Annotated in this window: 26 protein-coding genes and 1 other RNA gene; 9 read left to right on the forward strand and 18 right to left on the reverse strand. The window is 63.5% G+C overall.

The window, feature by feature from the left end:
• Positions 1-252: 252 nt before the first annotated feature.
• From eno to tpiA, 6 genes are all read right to left on the reverse strand, one after another.
• Positions 253-1,533: a phosphopyruvate hydratase gene (gene eno / locus GE253_RS00180; protein ID WP_153202138.1), complete on the reverse strand. Its 1,281-nt coding sequence runs from the start codon at positions 1,531-1,533 to the stop codon at positions 253-255.
• Positions 1,534-1,635: 102 nt separating this feature from the next.
• The gene (locus GE253_RS00185) at positions 1,636-2,274 is read right to left on the reverse strand and encodes a lysophospholipid acyltransferase family protein (protein WP_153202139.1); all 639 of its coding nucleotides are present in this window, start codon (positions 2,272-2,274) and stop codon (positions 1,636-1,638) included.
• 129 nt (positions 2,275-2,403) lie between these two features.
• Positions 2,404-3,240: a 3-deoxy-8-phosphooctulonate synthase gene (gene kdsA / locus GE253_RS00190; protein WP_153202140.1), complete on the reverse strand. Its 837-nt coding sequence runs from the start codon at positions 3,238-3,240 to the stop codon at positions 2,404-2,406.
• 108 nt (positions 3,241-3,348) lie between these two features.
• Positions 3,349-4,977, reverse strand: coding sequence for a CTP synthase (locus GE253_RS00195; protein WP_153202141.1), 1,629 nt, complete (start codon positions 4,975-4,977; stop codon positions 3,349-3,351).
• Positions 4,978-5,184: 207 nt separating this feature from the next.
• Positions 5,185-5,517: a preprotein translocase subunit SecG gene (secG, locus tag GE253_RS00200; RefSeq protein ID WP_153202142.1), complete on the reverse strand. Its 333-nt coding sequence runs from the start codon at positions 5,515-5,517 to the stop codon at positions 5,185-5,187.
• A 155-nt stretch (positions 5,518-5,672) separates the two neighbouring features.
• Entirely contained in the window at positions 5,673-6,425 is a 753-nt protein-coding gene (gene tpiA, locus GE253_RS00205; RefSeq protein WP_153202143.1) for a triose-phosphate isomerase, read from the reverse strand.
• Between the two features lie 253 nt (positions 6,426-6,678).
• On the opposite strand from tpiA, the gene GE253_RS00210 reads away from it, so the two are divergent.
• From GE253_RS00210 to GE253_RS00220, 3 genes are read left to right on the forward strand one after another with little or no spacing between them, the layout of a single operon-like run.
• A complete protein-coding gene (locus tag GE253_RS00210; protein ID WP_153202144.1) occupies positions 6,679-8,568 on the forward strand; it encodes a peptidylprolyl isomerase in 1,890 nt (629 codons plus the stop codon).
• Positions 8,569-8,574: 6 nt separating this feature from the next.
• A complete protein-coding gene (gene trpE / locus GE253_RS00215; RefSeq protein ID WP_348770748.1) occupies positions 8,575-10,089 on the forward strand; it encodes an anthranilate synthase component I in 1,515 nt (504 codons plus the stop codon).
• Between the two features lie 30 nt (positions 10,090-10,119).
• Complete coding sequence (locus GE253_RS00220; protein ID WP_153202145.1) at positions 10,120-11,079, forward strand: formyltransferase family protein; 960 nt, start codon at positions 10,120-10,122, stop codon at positions 11,077-11,079.
• On the opposite strand, the gene GE253_RS00225 is transcribed toward GE253_RS00220, so the two are convergent.
• From GE253_RS00225 to GE253_RS00245, 5 genes are all read right to left on the reverse strand, one after another.
• Complete coding sequence (locus GE253_RS00225) at positions 11,074-11,916, reverse strand: TIGR00282 family metallophosphoesterase (RefSeq protein ID WP_153202146.1); 843 nt, start codon at positions 11,914-11,916, stop codon at positions 11,074-11,076. The two genes, GE253_RS00220 and GE253_RS00225, sit on opposite strands and share 6 nt — an antisense overlap.
• Before the next feature lie 31 nt (positions 11,917-11,947).
• Positions 11,948-12,592 carry a 5-formyltetrahydrofolate cyclo-ligase gene (locus GE253_RS00230; protein ID WP_153202147.1) on the reverse strand — a complete coding sequence of 215 codons (645 nt, stop codon included), beginning with the start codon at positions 12,590-12,592 and terminating at the stop codon, positions 11,948-11,950.
• A gap of 68 nt (positions 12,593-12,660) precedes the next feature.
• A non-coding RNA gene (gene ssrS, locus GE253_RS00235) (6S RNA) lies at positions 12,661-12,819 on the reverse strand.
• 15 nt (positions 12,820-12,834) lie between these two features.
• The gene (locus GE253_RS00240; protein ID WP_153202148.1) at positions 12,835-13,203 is read right to left on the reverse strand and encodes a cell division protein ZapA; all 369 of its coding nucleotides are present in this window, start codon (positions 13,201-13,203) and stop codon (positions 12,835-12,837) included.
• Position 13,204: 1 nt separating this feature from the next.
• Entirely contained in the window at positions 13,205-14,029 is an 825-nt protein-coding gene (locus GE253_RS00245) for a hypothetical protein (protein ID WP_153202149.1), read from the reverse strand.
• A gap of 321 nt (positions 14,030-14,350) precedes the next feature.
• Here GE253_RS00245 and tkt point away from each other — a divergent pair, with 321 nt between their 5' ends.
• A complete protein-coding gene (gene tkt, locus GE253_RS00250) occupies positions 14,351-16,348 on the forward strand; it encodes a transketolase (RefSeq protein ID WP_153202150.1) in 1,998 nt (665 codons plus the stop codon).
• A 74-nt stretch (positions 16,349-16,422) separates the two neighbouring features.
• On the opposite strand, the gene GE253_RS00255 is transcribed toward tkt, so the two are convergent.
• From GE253_RS00255 to fabD, 7 genes are all read right to left on the reverse strand, one after another.
• Entirely contained in the window at positions 16,423-16,824 is a 402-nt protein-coding gene (locus GE253_RS00255; protein WP_153202151.1) for a type II toxin-antitoxin system VapC family toxin, read from the reverse strand.
• On the reverse strand, positions 16,821-17,081 hold the full coding sequence (locus GE253_RS00260; RefSeq protein ID WP_153202152.1) for an AbrB/MazE/SpoVT family DNA-binding domain-containing protein: 261 nt from the start codon (positions 17,079-17,081) through the stop codon (positions 16,821-16,823). Before GE253_RS00260 ends, GE253_RS00255 begins: the two co-directional genes overlap by 4 nt.
• A 65-nt stretch (positions 17,082-17,146) precedes the next feature.
• Entirely contained in the window at positions 17,147-18,088 is a 942-nt protein-coding gene (mltG, locus tag GE253_RS00265) for an endolytic transglycosylase MltG (protein WP_247878414.1), read from the reverse strand.
• A 185-nt stretch (positions 18,089-18,273) separates the two neighbouring features.
• Positions 18,274-19,539 (reverse strand): beta-ketoacyl-ACP synthase II, encoded by a 1,266-nt coding sequence (fabF, locus tag GE253_RS00270; RefSeq protein ID WP_153202153.1) that lies wholly within the window; start codon positions 19,537-19,539, stop codon positions 18,274-18,276.
• Between the two features lie 151 nt (positions 19,540-19,690).
• Positions 19,691-19,927 (reverse strand): acyl carrier protein, encoded by a 237-nt coding sequence (locus GE253_RS00275; protein ID WP_089286459.1) that lies wholly within the window; start codon positions 19,925-19,927, stop codon positions 19,691-19,693.
• 240 nt (positions 19,928-20,167) lie between these two features.
• Positions 20,168-20,908: a 3-oxoacyl-[acyl-carrier-protein] reductase gene (fabG, locus tag GE253_RS00280; protein ID WP_153202154.1), complete on the reverse strand. Its 741-nt coding sequence runs from the start codon at positions 20,906-20,908 to the stop codon at positions 20,168-20,170.
• Positions 20,909-20,944: 36 nt separating this feature from the next.
• A complete protein-coding gene (gene fabD, locus GE253_RS00285) occupies positions 20,945-21,880 on the reverse strand; it encodes an ACP S-malonyltransferase (RefSeq protein ID WP_153202155.1) in 936 nt (311 codons plus the stop codon).
• 333 nt (positions 21,881-22,213) lie between these two features.
• On the opposite strand from fabD, the gene GE253_RS00290 reads away from it, so the two are divergent.
• From GE253_RS00290 to GE253_RS00310, 5 genes are all read left to right on the forward strand, one after another.
• Complete coding sequence (locus GE253_RS00290) at positions 22,214-22,957, forward strand: hypothetical protein (protein WP_153202156.1); 744 nt, start codon at positions 22,214-22,216, stop codon at positions 22,955-22,957.
• A 200-nt stretch (positions 22,958-23,157) separates the two neighbouring features.
• Positions 23,158-23,616: a 30S ribosomal protein S6 gene (rpsF, locus tag GE253_RS00295; RefSeq protein WP_153202157.1), complete on the forward strand. Its 459-nt coding sequence runs from the start codon at positions 23,158-23,160 to the stop codon at positions 23,614-23,616.
• The gene (gene rpsR / locus GE253_RS00300; protein ID WP_089286454.1) at positions 23,613-23,900 is read left to right on the forward strand and encodes a 30S ribosomal protein S18; all 288 of its coding nucleotides are present in this window, start codon (positions 23,613-23,615) and stop codon (positions 23,898-23,900) included. Before rpsF ends, rpsR begins: the two co-directional genes overlap by 4 nt.
• Before the next feature lie 20 nt (positions 23,901-23,920).
• The gene (gene rplI / locus GE253_RS00305; protein ID WP_153202158.1) at positions 23,921-24,475 is read left to right on the forward strand and encodes a 50S ribosomal protein L9; all 555 of its coding nucleotides are present in this window, start codon (positions 23,921-23,923) and stop codon (positions 24,473-24,475) included.
• A 177-nt stretch (positions 24,476-24,652) separates the two neighbouring features.
• Positions 24,653-25,879, forward strand: coding sequence for a cyclopropane-fatty-acyl-phospholipid synthase family protein (locus GE253_RS00310; RefSeq protein ID WP_153202159.1), 1,227 nt, complete (start codon positions 24,653-24,655; stop codon positions 25,877-25,879).
• Positions 25,880-25,905: the final 26 nt, after the last annotated feature.

Here is a 25,905-nt window from a genome sequence, read left to right on the forward strand (position 1 = left end):
AAGCGACCGCCCACCCGCATGAGCAAGGCAACGGATACCACCGCCCAACACTTGAGGAGGCTTGGCAATTACCCCAAGTCACGATCCAAGACTCTTGGTAATTATGTTCGTGTAGTTAAATGTACAATTTAAGGATCAGGCAGCAGAACGAGGTACTACCCTGAAAGCCGCCGAGCAACTGTAAAAAAGAGACCATCCAGAAATTTGGATGGTCTCTTCAATTCAAACGAAACCGACTTTTGCTATCAAAAATCAACCGCGCTTCAGCGCATCGCGACCGGGATAGACAGCAGCGCCGCCCAGACCTTCCTCGATACGGATCAGCTGGTTGTACTTGGCAATCCGGTCCGAACGGGACAGGGAACCGGTCTTGATCTGACCGCAATTGGTGGCCACGGCCAGATCGGCAATGGTGCTGTCCTCGGTCTCGCCGGAACGGTGAGACAGAACGGCGGTATAGCCGGCATTCTGGGCGATGCGCACGGCTTCCAGCGTTTCCGTCAGGGTGCCGATCTGGTTGACCTTCACCAGGATGGAATTGCCCACACCCTTCTTGATGCCGTCGCTCAGGCGGGCCGGGTTGGTAACGAACAGATCGTCGCCGACCAGCTGCACCTTGGAACCGATGGTGTCGGTCAGCAGCTTCCAGCCATCCCAATCATCTTCGGCCATGCCGTCTTCAATGGAAACGATCGGGTACTTGGAAACCAGATCGGCCCAATAGGCGACCATTTCCGCCGGGGTCAGGCTCTTGCCCTCGCCTTCCAGCTCGTACTTGCCGTTCTTGAAGAACTCGGTCGAGGCCGCGTCCAGCGCCAGCAGCACATTCTCACCGGCCGTGTAACCGGCGTCGGCAATGGCGGCGACGATGAAGTCCAGCGCTTCGGTGGCCGACGACAGGTTGGGGGCGAAGCCGCCTTCGTCACCCACGGCGGTATTGTGGCCGGCGGCCTTCAGCTTCTTCTTCAGGGCGTGGAAGATTTCCGCGCCCACCCGGATGCCGTCGGTCACCGTTTCGGCGCCCACCGGCATGATCATGAATTCCTGAATGTCGATCGGGTTGTCGGCATGGGCGCCGCCATTGATGATGTTCATCATTGGCACCGGCAGGATGCGGGCATTGGCGCCACCGACATAGCGGTACAGCGGCAGGTCCAGTTCATCGGCGGAAGCCTTGGCCACGGCCAGCGACACGCCCAGAATGGCGTTGGCACCCAGGCGGGCCTTATTGGGCGTGCCGTCCAGATCAATCATAGCCTGATCGATGGCGACCTGATCGGTCGATTCCAATCCTGCCAGCGTGTCGAAAATCTCGCCATTCACGGCTTCGACGGCGCGCTGCACGCCCTTGCCCAGATAACGCGACTTGTCACCGTCGCGCAGTTCCACCGCCTCATGCGCGCCGGTGGAGGCGCCCGACGGCACGGCGGCGCGCCCGAAGGCCCCCGATTCCAGCCGAACCTCGACCTCAACGGTCGGGTTGCCGCGGCTGTCCAGGATTTCACGCGCGTGAATGTCGATGATGGCGGACATGGTGCCTCTCTCTTCCGTGGGCAGAAATGCCGTGTACCCGTGACGGGTGCTTACAGGGTCAAGGGGATACCGCCAGAAGCCATCCGCAGACAAGCGACGCTTTCAAGGAACCGGCTTTTGTGCCCGCCCGTTCCCACCGATGGGAATGCTGACCGGCAGTTGCCGCCGCGCACCCTTTACCCCACCATAGAAGGCGGAAAGCTTGGCAAAATCTGCCTCCAGGCTCTCGGTCGTCTCCACCGCATTGCCGATACGGATCGTGCGCGTCGCATAATCCAGCGCGACAGGTATGATCGGAACGCCGGCCTGCCGCGCAATATGCCAGAAGCCGGTCTTCCACCCTGCCCCCTCTTTGGGCATCCGCGTACCCTCTGGCGCGATGCCGACCACCATGCGGTCAGCTGCCTTGATGGCCCCCACGCATTCCCCCACCGCGCCATGGGCCGCCCGCCGATCCACTGGCAGCACATCGCACCAGCGCATGATCGGGGCCAGCGGCCCCTTGAAAAGGGTGTGCTTGCCCATGATCCGGATGCGCAGATCAAGGGCCAGAATGGCCGCCATGGCCAGGATGAAATCATAGTTGGAGCTGTGGGGCGCCCCGATGGTGACGAACTTTTCCAGGTTCGGATAAGCCCCAGACACCCGCCAGCCCAGCAGACGCAGGGCAACACGGCCGATGAAACGCGAAATAGGGCCACCCCGCTGGTCACAGCGGGGGCCAAGCGGCGGTATGGACATAGGCGCTGGATTCCTCAAACCATGGGCCGGGTCACATGCCCGGACCTTTTATTTTCGGCCCATGGTAGAGACGAAGGCGGATGCTTTGTCAAAGCAGCGGAAGGTCACATTCCCTTTGCCGGATAAAAATCAGATGTGAACCGGGTTCGCCTTGGCGATGCGGTCAAAGGCCAGCAGCGTGGAAAGCACCCCTTCCATCTGGTCCAGCGGCACCATATTGGGGCCGTCGCTGGGGGCGCCATCGGGGTTCTCGTGGGTTTCCATGAACACTGCCGCAACGCCGATGGCGATGGCGGCGCGGGCCAGCACCGGTACGAATTCCCGCTGGCCGCCGCTGCTGGTGCCCTGCCCGCCCGGCTGCTGCACGGAATGGGTGGCATCGAACACCACCGGATAGCCCGTCTGCGCCATGATCGGCAGGGAGCGCATATCGCTGACCAGGGTGTTATAGCCGAAGCTGGCCCCACGCTCGCACAGCAGCACATTATGGTTGCCGGTCGACGCGATCTTGGCGGCGACATTCTTCATGTCCCAGGGCGCCAGGAACTGGCCTTTCTTCACATTGATCGGCTTGCCCGTTTCGCCGGCGGCCAGCAGCAGGTCGGTCTGGCGGCAGAGGAAGGCCGGGATCTGCAGCACATCGACGGCTTCCGCCACCGGCGCGCACTGATCGGCGCTGTGGATGTCGGTCAGGACAGGGCAACCGAACTTCTCCCGGATTTCCGCCAGGATCGGCAGGGACTTGTCCATGCCCAGACCGCGCTGCGCGGAAACCGACGTACGGTTGGCTTTGTCGAAGCTGGTTTTATAGATCAGGCCGATCCCCAGCTTCCCCGTCAGCTCCGCCAAGGCCGCCGCCATGGTCATGGCATGGTCGCGCGATTCAAGCTGGCAGGGGCCGGCGATCAGCACGAAGGGCTTGTCATTCGCAATGGAAAGCGGGCCGACTTTGACGGTGCGGTTCATGGAAAATCTCCTTTGAACCCGATATGGGAAAGCAGGGAGCCGAAAACCAGACAGCCGGGGAAAGGTCTCCCTCTCCCCGGCTGTTTGTTCTGTATCAACGCAACAACCTCAAACCAACCGGGTCTGCGCGATGGCGGCGGCGATGAAGCTGGTGAACAGCGGGTGCGGGTCGAACGGCTTGGACTTCAGTTCCGGGTGGAACTGCACGCCGATATACCAGGGGTGATTCGGCAGCTCCACGATCTCCGGCAGAATGCCGTCCGGCGACAGGCCGGAGAAGGTCAGGCCCGACTTTTCCAGCTGTTCGCGGAAATTGATGTTCACTTCATAACGGTGGCGATGGCGCTCAATGATATCATCAGCACCGTAGATTTCCCGCACCTTGGAACCGGCCGTCAGGTGGCAATTATAGCTGCCCAGGCGCATGGTACCGCCCAGATCGCCGCCTTCCTGGCGCTTGACCAACTGGTTGCCCTGTACCCATTCCGTCATCAGGCCGACAACGGCCGGGTCAGGCTTGCCGAATTCGGTGGAGCCAGCGTTGGGCAGGCCGGCCATATGGCGCGCCGCCTCGATCACCGCCATCTGCATCCCAAAGCAGATGCCGAAATAGGGGATATTGTGCTCGCGGGCGAACTGGGCCGCGCGGATCTTGCCTTCCGTCCCGCGCTCCCCGAAACCGCCGGGCACCAGGATGCCGTGCACATGTTCCAGCCGCTGGATGGCCTCGCCGCTCTCGAAGATTTCGGCGTCGATCCAGTCCAGTTTCACCTTTACATGATTGGCGATACCGCCATGGGTCAGCGCCTCGCCCAGCGACTTATAGGCATCCAGCAGGCTGGTATATTTGCCCACCACGGCGATGGTGACAGTACCTTCCGGGTTACGCACCCGGCGGACAATCTCTTCCCAGCGCGACAGGTCCGGCGTGCCCTCGCAGGGCATACCGAAATATTTCAGCACCTGATTGTCGAACCCCTGCTCGTGATAGGAGATCGGCACCTGATAGATATTGTCCACATCCAGGGCCGCGATCACCCGCTCCTTCTGGATATTGCAGAACTGGGCGATCTTGCGCCGCTCATTCTCCGGAATGTCGCGGTCGGCACGGCAGAGCAGCATCTGTGGCTGGATACCGACGGACAGCAGTTCCTTCACGGAATGCTGGGTCGGCTTGGTCTTCAGCTCGCCCGCCGCCGGAATATAGGGCACCAGGGTGACATGGCAGAACAGCACCTTGTCGGGGCCGTAATCATTGCCGAACTGGCGGATGGCTTCCAGGAAGGGCAGCGATTCAATGTCGCCAACGGTGCCACCCACCTCGCACAGCACGAAATCCTCGCCATCCAGATCGGCGGCGATGAAATCCTTGATGGCATCAGTGATGTGTGGAATCACCTGCACCGTGGCGCCCAGATAGTCACCCCGGCGTTCCTTGGCCAGCACGTTGGAATAGATGCGGCCGGTGGTGATATTATCGGACTTGGTGGCGTGAACGCCGGTAAAGCGCTCGTAATGGCCCAGATCCAGGTCGGTTTCGGCACCGTCATCGGTGACGAACACTTCGCCATGCTGATAGGGGCTCATGGTGCCGGGATCGACATTCAGGTACGGGTCCAGCTTGCGCAGGCGGACCTTATAGCCGCGCGCCTGCAGCAGCGCGCCGAGTGCCGCGGAAGCCAAGCCCTTGCCAAGGGACGAAACCACACCGCCGGTGATGAAGATGAAGCGCGTCATGGAACCCTAACCTTACGTCCGTGCCGATGGTCCTGGGCCGTGATGGCCCATCCGCAATCCGGGAACGGGCCGAACGGCCCAATAAATTGATCATCCGGGGCCGTATGCCCCGTACTCCACCATATTCATGCCCTAACGGAAAGAGGCGGCATTTGCGCCGCCTCTTCACCTATCCGTCAGGCTAAAGCCACGCGGGTGGCGCCGGCCTTACTGGCCGACGGGAACCGTGGGCTGCGCCGGGGCGGCGGGCGCGGGGCTGGCCGGCTGCTCAGCGGCGGGCGCCGGCAGACGGTCAAACATGCTGCTGCTGCCACCCTTGGTGCCGGCCATGATCGCCAGGATCAGGCTGGTGCAGAAAAAAACCGCCGCCAGAATGGCGGTGGTGCGGGTCAGCAGATTGGCGCTGCCGCGGGCGGTCATGAAACCGCCCATCGTGCCGCCCCCAATCCCCAGGCCACCGCCCTCGGACTTCTGCACCAGTACAACGCCGATCAACGCGACCGTGATCAGCAGATGCACCACCAGGACTACCGTTTGCATCCGCAATTCCCCAGAGACATTTCCATCATGACGCAAACGCACCGTGCGCCCATAGAAGCGGCCGGCCGCCCCCTAGGGGGAGCAGCCGGCGCTGCAACGTCATGAAACTCGCCGCCTGTTTAACCGCTCACGCCGCGACATGCCAGAGCGAAGTGTCACAGGCAGGATTGCGCGATGGACCAGAACGCATCCGCCTGCAGGCTGGCACCGCCAACCAGGGCGCCATCCACATCGGCCACGCCCAGGATTTCGGCGGCATTGCTGGCCTTGACCGAGCCACCATAGAGAATGCGCACCCTCTCTGGCTGCTCCACCAGGTCCGCCAGGGTCCGTCGAATGGTCGCGTGCATGGCTGCAATGTCGGCAATTGTCGGGGTACGGCCGGTGCCGATGGCCCAGAGCGGCTCATAGGCCACCACCAGATTATCGGCATTGGCCCCAGCGGGGATGGAGCCCCTGACATGGGCAATCACCACCGATCCCGCCTGCCCGGCATCGCGCTCCGGCTCCGTCTCGCCCACGCAGACAATGGCGGTCAGGCCGGCGCGGAGTGCTGCGGCAGCCTTGGCCTGCACCTGGGCATCGGTTTCCCCGTGATTCTGCCGGCGCTCCGAATGGCCGACAATCACGAAACGGGCCCCCAGATCAGCCAGCATTTCAGCGGCGATATCGCCGGTATGGGCGCCCTGCGCGTCGGCATGGCAATCCTGCCCGCCCACCAGAACGGCACTTCCCGCCACGGTGCGGGTCACCGTTTCCAGCAGCGTGGCCGGCGGGCAGAGCAGCAGGTCGAATCGCGGATGCGGGGCAGCCCCCGCCTTCTCCGCCAGCGCCTGGGCCAGGGCAAAGCCGTCCTGCCGACGGCAATGCATCTTCCAATTGCCGGCGATCAGATAACGATCGGTCATTTCAAGATCCTCACTTATTGTGGGGACCGGGCAGACCGGCCCCTTTATTCGGCTTTTGCCGTTTTGTGACACCCGGTTTACCAGCCTGGGGCTTGAAACGCCATGCGAGGCAAATCGGCTACGCCCATGTTTCCCCCAGGCTTGCCGCGGGCGTGCCCCTTCCCTATGATGCCGCGCTCCCCGGTCCCCATGCCGGGGCGGCGGATGCGCGATCCTGCGCACCGCTCCTTACGGAAACCATGCGTCAGCCTCCATGCTCCAGATCATCCGCAGCACCGCCGGCTCCTGGGTCGTCAAGATCCTGTTCGTCGTCCTGATCATCAGCTTTGCCGTCTGGGGCATCGGCGACATCACGCGCGGCGTGGAGACCGGTGTCGCCAAGGTGGGCGATACCAACATCACCCCGCAGGAACTGGACCGCGAGTTCAAGGCGGAGATCAACCGTCTGCGTCAGGTGATGGGGCCGGACTTCAATGAAACCAAGGCCCGCCAGCTGGGCCTGGTGGACCGAGCCCTGGAACAGCTGATCCAGCGCACCCTGCTGCTGAAGGCGGCAGAGGATGCCGGCATCCGTATTGGCGACCAGACCGTGGTGGACATGGTTTCCAAGGTGCCGGCCTTCAAGAACGGGCTGGGCCAGTTCGACCCCGCGCTGATGCGCGCGCTGCTGGCGCAGAATGGCTATACCGAGCACGGTTTTGCCGAGCAGGTGCGGGCCGATCTGGCGCAGGGCGATATTGCCGGCGCGATCACCGCCGGCACCAATGTGCCGCGCACCCTGGCCGAACAGCTGTTCCGCTATCGGGAAGAGGCGCGGCGTTTTGATCTGGTGACCATCCCCAACACCGCCATGCCGGACGCGCCCGCCCCGGAAGAGGCGGTGCTGGCCCAGTTCCACCAGGACAAGGCCGTGCGTTATACCGCGCCGGAATACCGTGATCTGACTGTCGGCCTGATCGAAGCGGCGGCCTTGGCCAAGGAAATTCAGGTCAGCGACGAGCAGCGCCAGGAATATTACGACGCCCATCAGGCCGATTATGTGACGGCCGAACGCCGCAGCCTGACCCAGATCGTCTTCCCGGACAAAGCCGCCGCCGACAAGGCGCTGGCTGCCATCCAGGGCGGCAAGACGCTGGAACAGGTGGCCAAGGACGCCAAACAGGAAGCCGTGAAGCTGGAGGATGTGCTGAAGGCCGACCTGCCGGCGGAACTGGCCGAGCCGGTCTTCACCGCCGAACAGGGCAAGGTGACCGGTCCGGTGGAAAGCCCTTATGGTTTCCACGTCGCCCTGGTCAGCACCATCAAGGCCGGCGGTACCCGCACCCTGGCAGAGGTGAAGGATGAGGTGACCACCAAGGTCCGCCAGGAAAAATCCATCGACAAGCTCTATGAAGCCTCCACCAAGCTGGAAGACGCGCTGGCCAACGGCACCCCGGTGGCCGACGCCGTGAAGGAATTTGGTGGCCGCACCATCAAGCTGGAGGGCGTGGATAACCAGGGCAAGGACAAGATGGGCGTGGTGAAGACCGATGGTCTGCCGACGGCGGAAGCCATTCTGACCAACGCCTTCTCCCTGCCCGAAGGCCAGAATGGCAGCGTGGCGGAGGCTGGCAATGATGCCTTCTATGTCGTGCATGTCGATGCCGTCACCCCCTCGGCCCTGAAGCCGCTGGCAGAGGTCAAGGGCCAGGTTCTGGCCGATTGGCAGGCCGAGCAGAAGGCCGCCACCGCCAAGAAGAAGGCCGAGGAAGTGGCGGAGAAGCTGCGCGCCGGTGCCACACCCAAGGATGCCGCCGCCGGCATCACCGGTGCCCTGGTCCAGCGCAGTGAGCCGATGCGCCGCGCCGGTGGCCCCAACCTCTCCCTGCCGGCCAGCCTGTTTGAACCCATGTTCGCCGCCAAGCCTGACACGGTTGCGGTGGGGGCCAGCAGCAGCGGCCAGGTGGTGGCCAAGCTGGTGGAAATCATCCCCGCCGATCCGTCCCTGGTGCAGGCTGCCACAGCCATCAATATGCTGAGCAGCAATATGGCGGAAGCCATGGCCTCGGACCTGATGCTGCAATATCTGGCTGGTCTGCGTGCACGCTACGGCGTCACCATCAACCGGTCGGTCATCGACACCATGTATCGCCCGCAGGAGTAAGCGGCCGTGCGCACCTTCCCCGACGAAAGCGCCTTTATCCGTACCTACGAATCCGGCCAGGCCCAGGTTCTGTGGACGCGACTGGTCAGCGACCTGGACACGCCTGTCTCCGCCATGCTGAAGCTGGGGCGCGGTCGCGCCAACAGCTTCCTGCTGGAATCGGTGACGGGCGGGTCGGTGCGCGGCCGCTATTCCCTGATCGGACTGAAGCCGGATCTGATCTGGCGCTGCCGAGGCACCGGCTCGGAGATCAACCGCAACGCGGCGGCCGATCCCGACAGCTTCACCCCCTGCCAGGGCGATCCGCTGAAGGTGCTGGCCGCCTTGCTGGACGAATCGCGCATCGACCTGCCGGCGGAACTGCCGCCCATGTCGGCCGGGCTGTTCGGCTATCTGGGCTATGACATGGTCCGGCTGATGGAACGGCTGCCGGACAGCAATCCCGATGAGCTGAATGTCGAAGACAGCATCATGATCCGCCCGACGGTCATGGCCATCTTCGACGGGATTGAAAATGTGGTGACGGTGGTGACGCCGGTGCGGCCGGTGGCCAGCCTGTCCGCCGCCGATGCCTATGCCGCTGCCCGCGCCCTGCTGGCGGAAACCGTGACCGACCTGGAAGGGCCGGTTCCCGCTGCGCATGAAACGACGTTGGAGGTGACGGCGCTGCCCGCCCCCAGCTCCAACACGGCGATGCAGGAATATTACGGCATCGTGGAGAAGGCGAAGGAATATATCCGCGCCGGCGACATCTTCCAGGTGGTGCCCAGCCAGCGTTTCTCCGTCCCCTTTGCCCTGCCGCCCTTTGCGCTTTACCGCGCGCTGCGCCGGCTGAACCCGTCGCCCTTCATGTTCTTCCTGGATTTCGGGCACCTGTCGGTGGTGGGCTCCAGCCCGGAAATCCTGGTGCGGCTGCGGGACGATACCGTCACCATCCGCCCCATCGCCGGCACCCGCCGGCGCGGCAAGGATGCGGCGGAGGATAAGGCGCTGGCCGCCGACCTGCTGTCCGATCCCAAGGAGTTGGCCGAACATCTGATGCTGCTGGATCTGGGCCGCAATGATGTGGGCCGGGTGGCGCAGACCGGCACCGTGACGGTGACGGAAAAATACACCATCGAATATTACTCCCATGTCATGCACATCGTCTCCAACGTGGAAGGCAAGCTGAACCCGAAATTCACGCCGATTGAGGCGCTGGTGGCAGGCTTCCCGGCGGGTACGGTGTCGGGTGCACCGAAGGTGCGGGCGATGGAGATCATCGACGAGCTGGAAAAGACCCGGCGCGGCATCTATGGCGGTTGCATCGGCTATTTTGCCGCCAATGGCAGCATGGATACCTGTATCGCGCTCCGCACCGCCGTGCTGAAGGACGGGGTGATGCATGTGCAGGCCGGCGGCGGCGTGGTGGCCGACAGCGACCCGGAAGCCGAATATCAGGAGACGGTGAACAAGGCCAAAGCCCTGTTCAAGGCCGCCGAGGAGGCTGTGCGCTTCGCCCAGGAACGGGGGGTGATCTGAATGGATGCGGCTCGGGCGGATGTCACAACAATGCCCGCGTCTCCCGACGTGCTGGTCTTATTGTCACCGCCCCATCTGGCCGGAACCGCCCATCAGATCCTGGCCACGGCCAGAGCTGATCTTGCCTTTACCCTGGCGCATGATCTGGCCGGGCTGGAAGCAGCCCTGACGGCATCGGAAGGCCAGCGGGTGCGGCTGATCACCATCTGCTTTGGGCAGGTGGTGCCGGCTGCACTGCTGGCGCGTTGTGGGGCGGGGGCGGTCAATCTACATCCGGCACCGCCGGAATATCCCGGTTCCGGTGCCCTGCATCGGGCCCTTTATGAAGAGGCTGCCAGCTTCGGCGCCACGGCGCACCTGATGCAACTGCCTGTCGATTCCGGCCCCATCCTGGCGGTGGAGCGCTTTGCCATCCCCGCCAATATCGGCCATCGCAGCCTGTCCGATCTGGCCCTGAGCGCCGTGGTAAACCTGCTGGAACGGCTGGCCCCAGCCTTGACCGGCCAGCTTCCGCCGCCTTGTGGGGAGAGCTGGGCCGGACGGCCGCACCGTCTGGCCGATGTCATGACGCTGGCCAAGCTGACACCCTACATGCCGACCAATGAAGTGCGGCGGCGCTGGCGGGCCTTCCGGGATGGCCCGGAAAGCCCGCTCTATATGGATTTCCAGGGCCTGCCCCTGCATTACCGGGCACCGGGCCGCATCCAGGGTTGGTTCGATGGCGTCCAGGATGGTCATGCCCATGGCTGGGCCCATGACCCGACCGGGAACCCGGTGCGGCTGCGGCTGGTGGTGAATGACGGGATAGGGATGGAATCGCTGGCCACCCTGCCCCGGCCCGATGTCGCCGCCGCCGGGCATGGCGACGGACAATGCGGTTTCGTCATTCCACTGGAAGGGCTGCTGCCGGCGAATGGGCCGGCACGCATCGACATCCTGCTGCCCGATGATGAATGGCGCCGCCTGCCGGGGGCACCACGGGTGTTATAATACCGGCATGGACTGGCCAAGCCGACCGCCGATGCGGATCGGTTCGGCACGCTTGGCGAGCCCCGTGCGATCATCCGTCTCCACAAACACGCCACAGACGCTCACCGTCGCGTCATTCTCACCGGGGGAATAACGCTCGCCAGGGGTCTTGCGCAGCATCTTGTGGATGGCGGCTTCCTTCTTCATGCCGATGACCGTGTCATAGTCACCGCACATGCCGGCATCCGTCTGATAGGCGGTGCCGCCATTCAGGATCTGCAGGTCGGCGGTGGGCACATGGCAATGGGTGCCGACCACCAGACTGGTACGGCCATCCAGCACATGGCCCATGATCATCTTCTCCGAGCTGGCCTCGCCATGGAAATCCATGATGATGGCATCCACCCCGGCCGGTCCCATGCGGGCCCCGCCCAGTTGATGGATTCGCAGCAGCTTTTCCACCGGCGGGAACGGATCATCCAGCGGGTCCATGAAGACCCGGCCCATGGCATTGATCACCATCACCTTGTGTCGGCCATTCTTGGCCGGCAGCACCGTATAGCCACGCCCCGGCGTGCCATCGGGGAAGTTGATCGGGCGAACAAGCTGGGGGATGCGGTCGATCTGCGACAGCAATTCCTTCTGATCCCAGGCATGGTTGCCCAGGGTCACACAATCCACCCCGGCGGCGAACAGCTCCTGCGCGATCTTGTCGGTGATGCCGAAGCCGCCGGCGGCGTTCTCGCCATTCACCACGATGAAATCGGGCTTCAGCTTCTCCCGCAGGGTGGGCAGGTGCCGCAGCACCCCTTCCCGCCCGCTGCGGCCGACAATATCGCCAAGGAAAATCAAACGCATAAGAACAGTACCTTTCGTACCGCCGGTATTTTTATGACTGGGTGGGGGCGAACCGGCTCACCCCCTTTTCTGTGACCAGCCAGTCCAGACGCTGATCATACGGGTCGCGCGGCACGCTGGGCACTTCCTGGCCCGCATAGGCGATACCCACCGCCACCACCGGCGCACTGTCGCGCAGCACCGCCAGCGTGCGGTCATAGAAACCACCGCCATAGCCCAGCCGCCAGCCGTCCTTGTCAAAGGCCAGCAGCGGCACCAGCACGATGGAAGGCTGGGCCAGCGGCGCATCGGCCATGGGTTCCATGATGCGGAACGATCCCGGCACCAGCGGATGGCCGGGCCGCCAGAACCGGAACAGCAGCGGCCAGGCCACGCCGGAGACGACGGGCAGACAGACGCCATGCCCGGCCAGGGCCAGCATCTCCAATGTGGGGCGCAAATCCAGCTCATCCCCCTTTGGCCAATAGCCCGCCACCATGGCGGGACCGCTGGGGGAAAGCTGCGCCACCAGATCACGCACCCGCCCGGCCAGTTGTTCGGCCGCATCGGCCGCGGCCGTATGGCAGGCGGCCCGGATGGCACGGGCTGCGCGCCTCGCCTCCCGCTTGGCGGCAACGCTGGCCTCCACCTCCTCGGCAAGGGCCTGCGGGTCCACGGGATGGGCGCTGTCGGACATGGGGAGTGCCTTGGCCTGGATGGCAAAACGGCCCCACATAACGGGGCCGTTTTGACAGGATCGGGGGGAAGGTGGCCACCTTGGCCGTTGGCGTAAGCCATCCCTCGTGACCTGCTCAAGCAGGTGGGAGCCATATACCGGCACCACGGCGCCGACAGGGACAGCCCCCAGAGGTAATGATTATCGGCCCCGGGGATAAAGCAGCCTGACGCACCAGGCAGCCAGCCTTCCTGATACCTAATCTAGGGGCGTTCGAGCCGCGCTGCAATGTCTTCTATACGTTTTGCCAAACCATCGACGGCAGCGATCACCACGCCATCGTCAGCCGGGCGAGAAACCGGGGCGGGCGCAGGCGTGGACGGCTGCGACAGGGACGGCAGTGTCACCACATTGCCCCGCCGCTGCACCTCGGCCCGCGCCTCCTGCAACTCATCGGCCAGCACCATGCAGGTGACCAGCAGGTTCTGCACATCATTGCCGCCGGCACCGCCTGTGACCTCCCGCATCCGGGAATCGATATAGGCGGCCAAATCCGCGACCCGCTTTTCCTGCCCATCTTCGCAATTCAGCGAATGGCTGCGCCCATTCAGGGTAAAATCGACCCGCCGCATCTCAACCTTCCTCCAACATGCCCTGCAGGCCCGTAATCGCAGCATCCAGTTGGGCCCTCACGGCCCGCGCAAGATCCTGCGTCTTACGCTCCCCATCACGGACCCGCTCCAGTTCGCGGGTCAACTGGTCACGTTGCCGCCTGATCTGGTCCTTCTCCCCGGCCAGCCGGTCGGCGGCGGCCTTGGAGGCATTGTGATCTTCCGTCAGGCGCATCGCTGCCTGCTGTACCTGCCCCAGCTCCTGCGCCAACTGGTTGCACCGCCGCTGAAGCTCCTCCTTCTCCCCGACCAGCCGGTCGGCGGCGGCCTTGGAGGCATTGTGATCTTCCGTCAACCGCGTTTCTGCCTGCTGCGCCTGCTCCAGCTCCTGTGCCAATTGGTCACACCGCCGCTGAAGCTCATCCTTCTCCCCGGCCAGCCGGTCGGCGGCAGCCTTGGCGGCGCCATGATCTTCCGTCAGGCGTGCCGCTGCCTGCTGCGCCTGCCCCAGCTCATGCGCCAACTGGTCGCGCTGCCGCTGAAGCTCATCCTTCTCACCGGCCAGCCGGTCGGCTGTGTCTTTCAACCCGGCATTCTCTTCGGTCAGGCTTGTCAGCGTCGTCTGCGACTGATCCCTTTCCAGGGTCAGCTGGGCATTCTCCGTTTCCAGCCGGGTCCATTCGGCCAGCATGGTGCTGTCCAGGGGTGAACTATTGTCCAGCCGTTCCAGCCGTTTGGTCAGGGCCTTGTCCAGTTGGCCAATGGCCATATCCAGGCGCTGCAACGCGGTGGTCAGGCGATCCAATTGCGAAACTCTCTGAATATCGATGGGAACAGCGCCGGGCATGTAAAAGCACCAGCGCCGACGCTTTGTTCGCGCTGCGGCGAACGATAGGGGGGCCGCTGGCTGCCGTCAATAACAGCCCCCGTCGCATAGCCGAAAGATCGCTGATATTCCGACGACCCGCCATGTCCTATTGAACAGCGGCCATGCTTGGCTGAGCCTTGACCCTTTAGGGTCGTTACCGCAATTTGCCGCCGTTCCAATGGGGCTGCAACCGCCGGATCGGGGTGGCTGGAGCCCTGCTTGTTGCTGGTACGCGCTTCAAGACAATGCCGGCACCCGCCCAACGCATGGCGGATGCCCCCATGAAAGGCCCTTCGCGCAATGTCCTCCGCACCGTCTGATCTGATCGAAGGCGTCTCGCACGCCGATCTCGCCAACGCCATCCGCGCGCTTTCCATGGACGCGGTGGAAGCCGCCAAGTCCGGGCACCCCGGTATGCCGATGGGCATGGCCGATGTGGCGACGGTGCTGTTTACCAAGTTCCTGAAGTTTGACCCGAAGCGCCCCAGCTGGGCCGACCGCGACCGTTTCGTGCTGTCCGCCGGCCATGGTTCCATGCTGCTCTACAGCCTGCTGCACCTGACGGGCTATGATGATTTCCCGCTGTCGGAACTGAAGCGCTTCCGCCAGATCGGCTCGCGCACCGCCGGCCACCCGGAATATGGCTATGGTGGCGGGATTGAGACCACAACCGGCCCGCTGGGCCAGGGCATCGCCACCGCCGTCGGCATGGCCATGGCCGAACGCATCATGCATTCCCGCTTCGGCGATGATCTGGTGAACCATTTCACCTATGTCATCGCCTCTGACGGTGACCTGCAGGAAGGCATCAGCCACGAAGCCGCGTCGCTGGCCGGCCATCTGGCCCTGTCCAAGCTGATCGTGCTGTGGGACGACAACAAGATCAGCATCGACGGTGCCACCAGCGTTTCCTTCAGCGATGACAATCTGGCCCGTTTCCGCGCCTATAACTGGGATGTGCAGGAAGTTGATGGCCATGATCCCAAGGCCATCGCCGCCGCCATCGAATATGCCCGCACGACCGAGGCACCGTCGCTGATCGCCTGCCGCACCACCATCGGCTATGGCGCCCCGACCAAGGCCAACACCGCCTCCTCCCACGGCTCCCCGCTGGGTGCCAAGGAGATCGAAGGTGCCCGCGCCAACCTGAACTGGCCGCACGCCCCGTTCGAGATCCCGGAACCCATCCTGAATGCGTGGCGCGCTCTGGGCAACCGTGGTGCCACCGAGGCCGATGCCTGGGTGAAGCGTCTGGCCCGCAGCGAACAGCGTCTGGCCTTCAAGGCCGCCATCGCCGGTGAAATTCCGGTGGAGGCACAGGCCGCCTTGCTGGCGCACAAGAAGGCGGTGATCGAGACCAAGCCGAACATCGCCACCCGTCTGGCTTCCGGCAATACGCTGGATGTTGTGGTGCCGCTGGTGCCGGAACTGATGGGCGGTTCCGCCGACCTGACCGGTTCCAACAATACCCGTGCCAAGGGTGCGGCGGGCGTGCAGAAGGACAATTGGTCCGGCCGCTATATCCATTACGGCATTCGTGAGCATGGCATGGCCGCCGCCATGAACGGTATGGCGCTGCATGGCGGCGTGATCCCGTTCTCCGGCACCTTCCTGTGCTTCTCCGACTATTGCCGCCCGGCCATCCGCCTCTCGGCGCTGATGAAGACCCGCGTCATCTATGTGATGACGCATGACAGCATCGGCCTGGGTGAAGATGGCCCGACCCACCAGCCGGTGGAGCATATGGCCGCGCTGCGCGCCATCCCCAACCTGCTGGTCTTCCGCCCCGGTGATGCGGTGGAAACGGCCGAAGCTTGGCAGATCGCGCTGGCCAGCCGCAACCGTCCGTCGGTTCTGGCGCTGACCCGCCAGAACCTGCCAACCCTGCGCCCGGATTACAGCGAAGAGAACCTGACCGCCAAGGGCGCCTATGTGCTGCGCGAAGCCGAAGGTGCTCGCAAGGTGACCCTGCTGGCGACCGGTTCGGAAGTGGCCCTGGCCGTGGAAGCCCGCGACCGCCTGCAGGCCGCCGGCATCGGCACCGCCGTTGTCTCCATGCCGTCCTGGGAACTGTTCGCCGAACAGCCGGACGAATACCGGGCCGAAGTGCTGGGCCGTGGCACGGTGCGCATCGGCGTGGAAGCCATGGTGCGGCTGGGCTGGGACCGCTGGCTGGGTGAAGATGGCATCTTCATCGGGATGCCGGGCTTTGGCGAATCCGGCCCGTATCAGGAACTGTACAACCATTTCGGCATCACGGTGGACGCCGTTGTTGCCGCTGCCAAGAGCCGGCTGTAACAGCCGGCCCTGACGGGGTTGAAAAGAGCAACGGCGCCAGGGGCAACCCCGGCGCCGTTTTCTTTTGGGGGGCGTTAAGGCATCGTCCAGTCCTGCAGCAACAGACCCTCTACCCTGCCGAATGCCTGATCATTGCTGATCAAGGTCATCCGGCGGGAAAGTGCATGGGCCGCGATCATCTGGTCGGCAAGGCCAAGAGTGAATCCCCGCGCCTCCAGCCCTGCTCGCATCTGGCCGTAGGTGGCAGCAGCATCATGGTCCCAGGGCAATACGTCCAGCCGCAGCAGCAACTCGCTAACAAGCCGGTGGAGTTTTATGGCCTCTGGCCGTTTGGCGAGCCCATAAAGCAATTCCGCCTCTGTGACGACTGAAAGGAACAGTTGCGACATGGGAAGCGCCGTCACATGCCGCATGACCACGGGATGGCCACGCACCATATGCCCGACGATGTTGGTATCCAGCATAAAGCCGGTCATTCACGCCAGCCGCTAAGCGGATCACGGACGGCAGCCGGGTCCGTCTGACGTTCCATCAGAAAATCATCCGGCACCGGCGTGTCGGCGAGCGCTTCAATAAAGCCGCTCCAGTCCTGCGGACGACGGGAGAGGATGAGATCGCCGGTCGCAGGATCTTGCCGGATATAGACCTCGGAAACCCCGTCAAAGCGATAAGCGGCGGGCAGGCGTACCGCCTGACTGCCACCATTGCTGAACAGCTTGGCAATATGAACCATGGCACACCCCTTCCAGCCGCTGTCACCAGCATATGGAAAACAGTGTGTCTATATCAAGATATAGACTACTCCCCGTCACGCACCTTGCGCCATTGGGCGACGTTGCGGTTATGCTGGTCCAGCGTCTCCGCAAAGGCGTGGCCGCCCGTGCCATCGGCAACGAAGTACAGATAACGGTTGGTTTCCGGTTTCAGCACTGCCTGCAGCGACAACAAACCCGGATTGGCGATGGGGCCGGCGGGCAAGCCATCAACCATGTAGGTGTTATAAGGACTGTTCAGCTTCCAGTCGGCGCGGGTCAGCGCCCGGTCGATGCTGCCCTTGCCCTGCGACAGGGCATAGATGATGGTGGGGTCGGATTGCAGCTTCATGCCCTGGCGCAGCCGGTTGATGAAGACACCGGCCACGCGGGGGCGCTCTGCCGCCACGCCCGTCTCTTTCTCCACCACCGAGGCCAGGATGACGGCCTGCTCCTTGGACGTGATCGGCAGGTCGGGCGCGCGCTCGGCCCACAGCTTTTCCAGCGCCTTGGCCATGTCCGCCTGCATCCGGGCCAACAGGTCAGCCCGCGCATCACCATAGGAATAGTGATAGGTCTCAGGCAGCAAACTGCCTTCCGCCGGCACCGCCGCCACCTCACCCGCCAGGGCCGGATCGGCCTTCAGCAGCTCGACAATCTGCCAGGAGGTGAGACCCTCCGGCACGGTGAAGCGCCGCACCACCGTCTTGCCGCTGAGAATCAGTTCAATCGCGGCTTTCAGGCTGATGCCGGCCGGGAATGCATATTCGCCAGCCCGCAGCCCCGCCCCGTCGCGTCGCAGGCGCATGGCAATGGCCAGTTCCAGCGGATGGCGGGTAATCCCGGCCTCCGCCAGCTGGCGGGAAATGGCGGCGACACCGCTGCCGCGCGGGATGACCAGCGCCTTGTCGGCCACCAGCGGGCCGGGGCCGGTGTAACGCTGCCAGCCATAGAGACCAGCCCCGCCCGCTGCCGCCAGCAGCAGCAAAAGCAGGGCGCCAAACCATAACAGCCAACGAAACCGTCGGTGCGTTCTGGCGGGTGTGCTGGGGGTAGGGGAATCGGGTTCTGTCAAAGCGGTCGGCTCTGGCTGGAACAGGGCCGGGTGTCAGCACCGGACCCGAAACAAAAAGGGCGGGCCATGGTGGCCCGCCCTGATCGTTGCTGGCGACCTTACTGGAAGGCCTTAAACACCAGGGAAGCGTTGGTGCCACCGAAGCCGAAGCTGTTGGACAGCGCGGCCCGGACCTTGCGTTCCTTCGCCACCTTGGGCACCAGATCGGCGCCCTCGGTCCCATCATCCGGGTTTTCCAGGTTCAGGGTGGGCGGGACCACCTGATCGCGGATCGACAGCACGGAGTAAATGGCTTCCACCGCACCCGCGGCCCCCAGCAGGTGGCCAATGGCCGACTTGGTGGAGGACATGGAGGCACCGGCCAGATCATTGCCGAACAGCCGCTTCACGGCCCCCAGCTCGATCATGTCGCCCAGCGGGGTGGAGGTGCCGTGCGCGTTGATGTAATCCACCTCGTCCGGGTTCAGGCCAGCCCGCTTCAGCGCCATACGCATGGAACGGAAGCCGCCATTGCCATCTTCCGACGGGGAGGTGATGTGATAGGCATCGCCGGACATGCCGTAGCCAACCACTTCGCCGTAAATCTTGGCGCCACGCTTCTTGGCGTGTTCCAGCTCTTCCAGCACCACGACGCCGGCGCCCTCGCCCATGACGAAACCGTCACGGCCCTTGTCATAGGGGCGGCTGCCCTTTTCAGGCGTGTCGTTATAAGCGGTGGACAGCGCGCGGGCCGCGGCAAAGCCGGCAATGCCCAGACGGCTGCAGGCACCCTCCGCCCCGCCGGCCACCATCACGTCGGCATCGTCCAGCGCGATCATGCGCGCGGCGTCGCCGATGGAATGGGCACCCGTGGAACAGGCGGTGACCACCGCATGGTTCGGGCCCTTATAGCCATGCATGATCGAAATATGGCCGGAGGCCAGATTGATCAGGCAGGAAGGGATGAAGAAGGGCGAAACGCGGCGCGGGCCCTTTTCGGCCAGCAGCAGCGACGTTTCATAAATGCCGGGAAGGCCGCCGATGCCAGAGCCGACGGTCACGCCGGTCCGCTCGAACTCTTCCTCGGTGCTGGGCTTCCAGCCGCTGTCCTTGATGGCTTCATCCGCCGCCGCAATGGCGAACATGATGAAGTCGTCCATCTTCTTCTGTTCCTTGGGCGGAATGAAGAGATCGAGGTTCAGCGTGCCGTCGGTGCCATCACCGCGCGGCACCTGGCCCGCGATCTTGCAGGGAAGGTCCGAAATATCGAACCCCTGGATGGTACGGATACCCGACTGGCCTGCGATCAGGCGATCCCAATTGGTCTGCACGCCCACCCCCAGCGGGGTGACGAGACCGAGACCGGTGATGACAACGCGGCGCATGTGTCCGACCTGCGAACGTTATTGGAAAAAGGGCGCCTTTGGGCGGGGCACCCAGCCCCGGATATGGGACTTCCGCTGAGGCGTTGCGAGGCCGGCGACGCGCTTTTCCATGAATGAAAAGCAGCGCCCAGCCGGCCCGCCCCGACCCTTATCAGGCCTGCTTCGAGCTGATGAAGTCGATAGCGTCCTTCACGGTCAGGATCTTCTCGGCCGCGTCGTCCGGGATCTCGATGCCGAACTCTTCTTCGAAGGCCATCACCAGCTCGACCGTGTCCAGGCTGTCAGCGCCCAGATCGTCGATGAAGCTGGCCGTCTCCGTCACCTTGGCTTCTTCAGCGCCCAGGTGTTCGATGACGATCTTCTTCACGCGTTCAGCAACATCGCTCATTGATTTGACCTTTCAGGATCTTCCGGTGGAACCAGTCTCTGCCTGGCGTTAAGGGCGCTCGGAAAAACGGGCAGGCGGCAACGCCCTAAAGACCCGAATTTCCCGGACGCCGTTCGGGAAAGTGCCGTCACTTAACACGAACCGCGACCCCTGACCAGCTTTCACGCGAGGGACAGGGGTGCCGATTATGCGGGGCACGGCAGAAAATATCCGTCGAAGCGATTGCCCGCCTCGATCTGATCAGATCATCGCCATGCCGCCATTGACATGCAAGGTCTGGCCGGTGACATAGCCCGCTTCGCTGCTGGCCAGATACAGAACCGCGGCGGCAATGTCATCTGGCGTCCCCAGCTTGCCGGCGGGGATGCGGCTATGCATCGCCTCCTTCTGGGCATCGTTCAGCACGTCGGTCATGGCCGTGGCAATCATGCCGGGAGCCACGCAATTGACGGTGACATTGCGGCTGGCCACTTCCTGGGCCAGCGCCTTGGACATGCCGATCATGCCAGCCTTGCTGGCGGCATAATTGACCTGACCGGGATTGCCGGTGACGCCCACCACCGAGGTGATGCCGATGATGCGGCCCCAGCGCCGCTTCATCATGCCTTTCAGCAGCGAGCGCGACAGGCGGAAACCGGCCGTCAGATTGACATCGATAACCGACTGCCAATCCTCATCCTTCATGCGCAGGATCAGCCCGTCGCGGGTCAGCCCGGCATTATTGACCAGAATGTCAACGCCACCACCAAGCGCGGCCTCGGCCTGCTTGGCCAGTTCTTCCACCTGGGCCGGGTCGGACAGGTTGGCCGGCACCACAACGGCCCGCTCCCCCAGTTCCGCCGCCAGGGCGTTCAGCGCTTCCACCTTGGTGCCATGCAGAGCCACGGTGGCACCATGGGCGTGCAGCACCTTGGCGATGGCAGCACCGATACCGCCCGAGGCGCCGGTGACCAGCGCCTTCTTGCCAATCAGGTCGAACATGCCTGTACTCCTTAGGAATTCGTTGGGTCCGGGCTATCAGGCCAGGGTGAAAGCGTCAATATCCGCCGGAGCCCCGACGGAAATGGCGGCCAGTTCCTTATCAATGCGCTTGACCAGACCGGCCAGCACCTTGCCGGACCCCAGTTCCACCAGTTCGGTGACACCCTGTTGCTTCATGAACAGCACGCTCTCACGCCAGCGCACGGCCCCGGTGACCTGCTCCACCAGCAAACGGCGGATGGTCTCCGGGTCCGTCACCGCCGAGGCGGTGACATTGGCCACCAGCGGGGCCACGGGCGACTGGATCGCCGTGTCGGCCAGGGCTGCCGCCATGGCATCGGCCGCCGGCTGCATCAGGGGGCAATGGAAGGGGGCAGAGACGGGCAGCAGGATAGCCCGCTTGAAGCCGCGCTCGGCGGCGATCTTGATGGCGCGTTCCACCGCTGATTTATGGCCTGAAACCACCACCTGACCCGGCGCATTGTCATTGGCAGCGCTGCAGACCTCGCCCTGCGCCGCTTCCGCCGCGATCTCCCGGGCGGCATCCAGATCAGCCCCCAGAATGGCAGCCATGGCGCCCACGCCAACCGGCACTGCCTTCTGCATGGACTGGCCGCGCAGCTTCAACAAGCGGGCCGTATCAGACAGGCTGATGGCACCGGCCGCGCACAGGGCCGAATATTCACCCAGGCTGTGCCCGGCGACAAAGGCGGCCTTGGACAGGTCCAGCCCCTTTTCCGCCTGCAGCACGCGGGCCACGGCAACGGAGACAGCCATCAGCGCCGGCTGGGCATTCTCCGTCAGCGTCAGGTCGCCTTCCGGCCCCTCAAACATCAGCGCAGAAAGATTCTGACCAAGCGCCGCATCCACCTCATCAAAGACCGATTTGGCGACGGCGAAATTCGCCGCCAGTTCACGGCCCATGCCGACGGCCTGGCTGCCCTGACCGGGAAAGACGAAAGCGCGGGTCATAGCGAAATCCTGCTGTAAATCCAGTGGGGCCTTGATACAGCGGCGCCGCGCCCTGTCAAGCCAAAGCCCTGCCTGCCCGGCCGGAAACCCCTATGACGTTAAGGTAAGGTACCATCGTTGCGTCACCGGAACGGACAGCACTTCAAAAAGCCATGCTATTGCATTCACAAAGCAGTATTCATGAACTTGTCAGGATCGGACAATAGAAAGTTCAATCACAATGCCCTGCCTGGGACCAGAAGATGACGGCGCGCCATGAAAGGGAAAAAATCCATCACCCTGCATACTGACAGACACTGCACCGGACGGTACTTCCGTTGGCTGCAGATCATTATGATCACACTGGCCACGATCTGCCCATCCCCAGGCTTCGCCAAATCAGGCCCCCTGGACGGCGTCTGGATCGGGGACCACGAACAGTCGCCGATCAATCTCTATATTGCCCGCACGCAGCTGACCCGCGATCCGGCGGATGGGCGCGTTCAGGCACTGAAAACCTGGCTGACTCAAGTGGCCCGGCAGGCTTCTGTCAGCTTTCAATTGCGCCCTGCCAGCGCGGAACGCTGGCAGGTCCAGCTGACACAGGAACCTGACAGCTGCGCGCTGGCCAATGCCCGACTGCCGGACCGGGAGCAATCTGCCCATTGGTTGCTGCCCGTGCTGCGTGACAGTCTGGTTATCGTCGGGCGGGCAGACGACCCGTACCAAGGCGATGTCGACGCGTTGCTGCGGCTGGCCGACGGGGCCATCGGTGCGGCATCCGGCATCTATCGCGTCACCCTGGAACAGCGCGGCATCCGCTATATCCCCGTTGATGATCAAGGCGCCATCATCCAGATGATTGACATGGGGCGCCTGCGTTTCGGCCTGCTGGTCGGCAGTGCCGCGCAAACCCACACCGGCCCCGGCCGCATCCGCATTCTGGGCAAGATCGCCGATATGGATTTCTGGTTTTCCTGCAGCCGCCTGATGGAGCAGGAACGTGTTGCGCGGCTGCGCAAAGCCCTTGAACGGGAAGAGAGCGAGAGGCTGCGCCTGGAATTTCTGGCCCTCTGGGCACGCCGCCCAGCACCCTGACCCCATGCGCAAAAGCGCACAAGCCCATGCCGGAAAGCAGGTGCAAGCCGGCTTGCACCGGGGGAAAGTTGCTGTATAGTCCCCCGCTTCCGTAACCCCGCCGGTGTCCTGCCTTGGCATCGGCTAGGTCCGTGCGGCTGTTTTCCGGCTCTTAACCGAACTGGTTCAGCGGCGGATCATCAATAGCCATGGGGAGTTTAATGGCACTGTATGAAACCATCCTGATCTGCCGCCAGGACATCTCGTCCGCGCAGGTCGAGAGCCTGACCGAAACCTTCAGCAACATCCTGAAGGAACAGGGCGGCTCCGTCGTGAAGACCGAGCAGTGGGGTCTGAAGACCCTCACCTACCGGATCAAGAAGAACCGCAAGGGTCATTATGTCTATCTGGGTCTGGACGCGCCTGCCGTGGCCGTGGCCGAGATGGAACGCAACATGTCGATCAACGAAGACGTGCTGCGCTACATGACCGTTAAGGTTGAAAAGATCGAGGAAGGCCAGACCGCCATGCTGGCCAACAAGGGCGAGCGCGCTGAGCGTGGCCCGCGCGGTGGCTTCGGCGATCGTGGTCCTCGTCGTGAATTCGGTGATCGTGGTGACCGTCCGAGCCGTGGCCCGCGTCGTGACGCCGCTGTTGAAGGTGAAGGAGACCGCGCATGAACGCCGAACGTCCCCAGGGCGCCGCTCCGGCCGCAGGCGCTCCCCGCTCCGGCGGCGGTGGCCGTCGTCCGTTCTTCCGTCGCCGGAAGACCTGCCCGTTCTCCGGCCCGAATGCGCCGGCGATCGATTACAAGGACGTCAAGCTGCTGTCCCGCTTCATCTCCGAGCGCGGCAAGATCGTCCCGTCCCGTATCACCGCCGTGTCGGCGAAGAAGCAGCGTGAGCTGGCCCGTGCAATCAAGCGCGCCCGCTTCCTGGCTCTTCTGCCGTACATCGTGAAGTAAGCGAACCAGGAGAAAAGACCATGGACGTCATTCTGCTGGAACGCGTCGAAAAGCTGGGTCAACTGGGCCAGGTTGTGAAGGTCAAGGCAGGTTATGCCCGTAACTTCCTTCTGCCCAAGAAGAAGGCCCTGCGCGCGACCAAGGAAAACCTTGCTTACTTCGAAGGCCAGAAGGCGCAGCTGGAAGCGCGCAATCTGGAACTGAAGAAGGAAGCCGAAGTGGTGGCCACCAAGGTCGACGGTCTGGCCGTCGTCGTGGTGCGTCAGGCTGCCGAGTCGGGTGTGCTGTACGGTTCCGTCACGTCGCGTGACGTTTCCGATGCCGTCACCGCCGCCGGCACCACCATCTCCCGTGCTCAGGTCGCCATCGTCGACCCGATCAAGACCCTGGGCCTGTTCAAGGTCAAGGTTGTCCTGCACCCGGAAGTGTCGGTGTTCGTGACCGTCAACGTTGCCCGCTCGGTGGAAGAAGCCACCGTGCAGGCCCAGCGTGGCGGCATGGTCGTCGGCAACGACGAGGATGAGGAAGACGACGTGGCTGAGGAAGTCGAAGCCACGGAAGAAACCGAGGCCTGATAGCCCCGGTTTCTGTCTGACTGAAGCGAAAGGCGGCCCGTCCGATAAAGACAGGCCGCCTTTTTCTTTGGCGCTTGCCGATCTATGCCCTTTTGGCTGCATCGAAGGGCCGGGTTCAATCCGGGCCCTTTCGGGATTACCCTATCGTCACGAGGTATCGGCGGCAGGGGAACCGACATGCTGTTGTTCCGGATGCTTTCCCGGTTGATCCGTAGCGGCCGGCTGGAAGTGGTGGATGCGCGTGGCGGCGTGCACGCTTTCGGCACGGGCGATGCGGCGGAAACCATCATCGTGCGGCTGACCGATCCGTCGCTGCACTGGAAACTGGCCCTCAATCCCGGCCTTTATGCGGGTGAAGCCTATATGGATGGCACGCTGCAGATGGTGCGCGGCAGCCTCTATGATTTCATCGATCTGGTCACCCGCAATGCCGGTTTCGGCACGATCGGCCCCTTTGATGGGCTGCGCCGGCTGGGCATCGGGTTGCAGCGGTTCTGGCAGCAGCGCAACCCAATGGACCGGTCGCGGCGGAATGTGGCCCATCATTACGACCTGTCCGGCGCGCTTTATGATCTGTTCCTGGATGCCGACCGGCAATATTCCTGTGCCTATTTCGCCGAACCCGACATGAATCTGGAGGAGGCGCAGGCGGCCAAGAAGCACCATATCGCGGCAAAGCTGCTGCTGCGTCCTGGTCAGAAGGTGCTGGATATTGGCTGTGGCTGGGGTGGCATGGCGTTGACCCTGGCGGAACTGGCCGATGTGGAGGTGACGGGCATCACCCTGTCCCAGGAGCAGCTGGCCGTGGCCCGCCAGCGTGCCGAGCTGGCGGGACTGTCCAACCGGGTGCGATTCGCCCTGTGCGATTACCGGGAATGCCAGGGCCAGTTTGACCGGATCGTCAGCGTCGGCATGTTCGAACATGTCGGCGTGCCCCATTATGCGGGCTTCTTCCGGACAATACGATCATTGCTGGCCCCGGATGGGGTAGCCCTGTTGCATTCCATCGGCCGGGCAGAAGGGCCGGAAACCTCCAATCCCTGGCTGCGCAAATATATCTTCCCCGGCGGCTATTCCCCTGCCCTGTCTGAAGTCATTCCGCAGGTGGAACGGGCCGGTCTCTGGCTGACGGATGTGGAGATTCTGCGGCTGCATTACGCCCAGACCCTGCGCCATTGGCGCCGCCGCTTCATGGCCAACCGCGACAAGGTGGCCGCCCTTTATGATGAGCGTTTCTGCCGGATGTGGGAATTTTATCTGGTCGGGAGTGAATGTGCCTTCCGCCATCAGGGCCATATGGTCTTCCAGATGCAACTGTCCCGGGAGGTCGACAGCGTGCCGCTGACGCGCGATTATCTCTATGTCGGCGAACGTGCAGAACAGCGCCGGATACATGCCGCCTGATCCTATTTATCCACAGCTTATCCACA

This window comes from Niveispirillum sp. SYP-B3756 (genome assembly GCF_009495745.1).
GTDB lineage: Bacteria > Pseudomonadota > Alphaproteobacteria > Azospirillales > Azospirillaceae > Niveispirillum.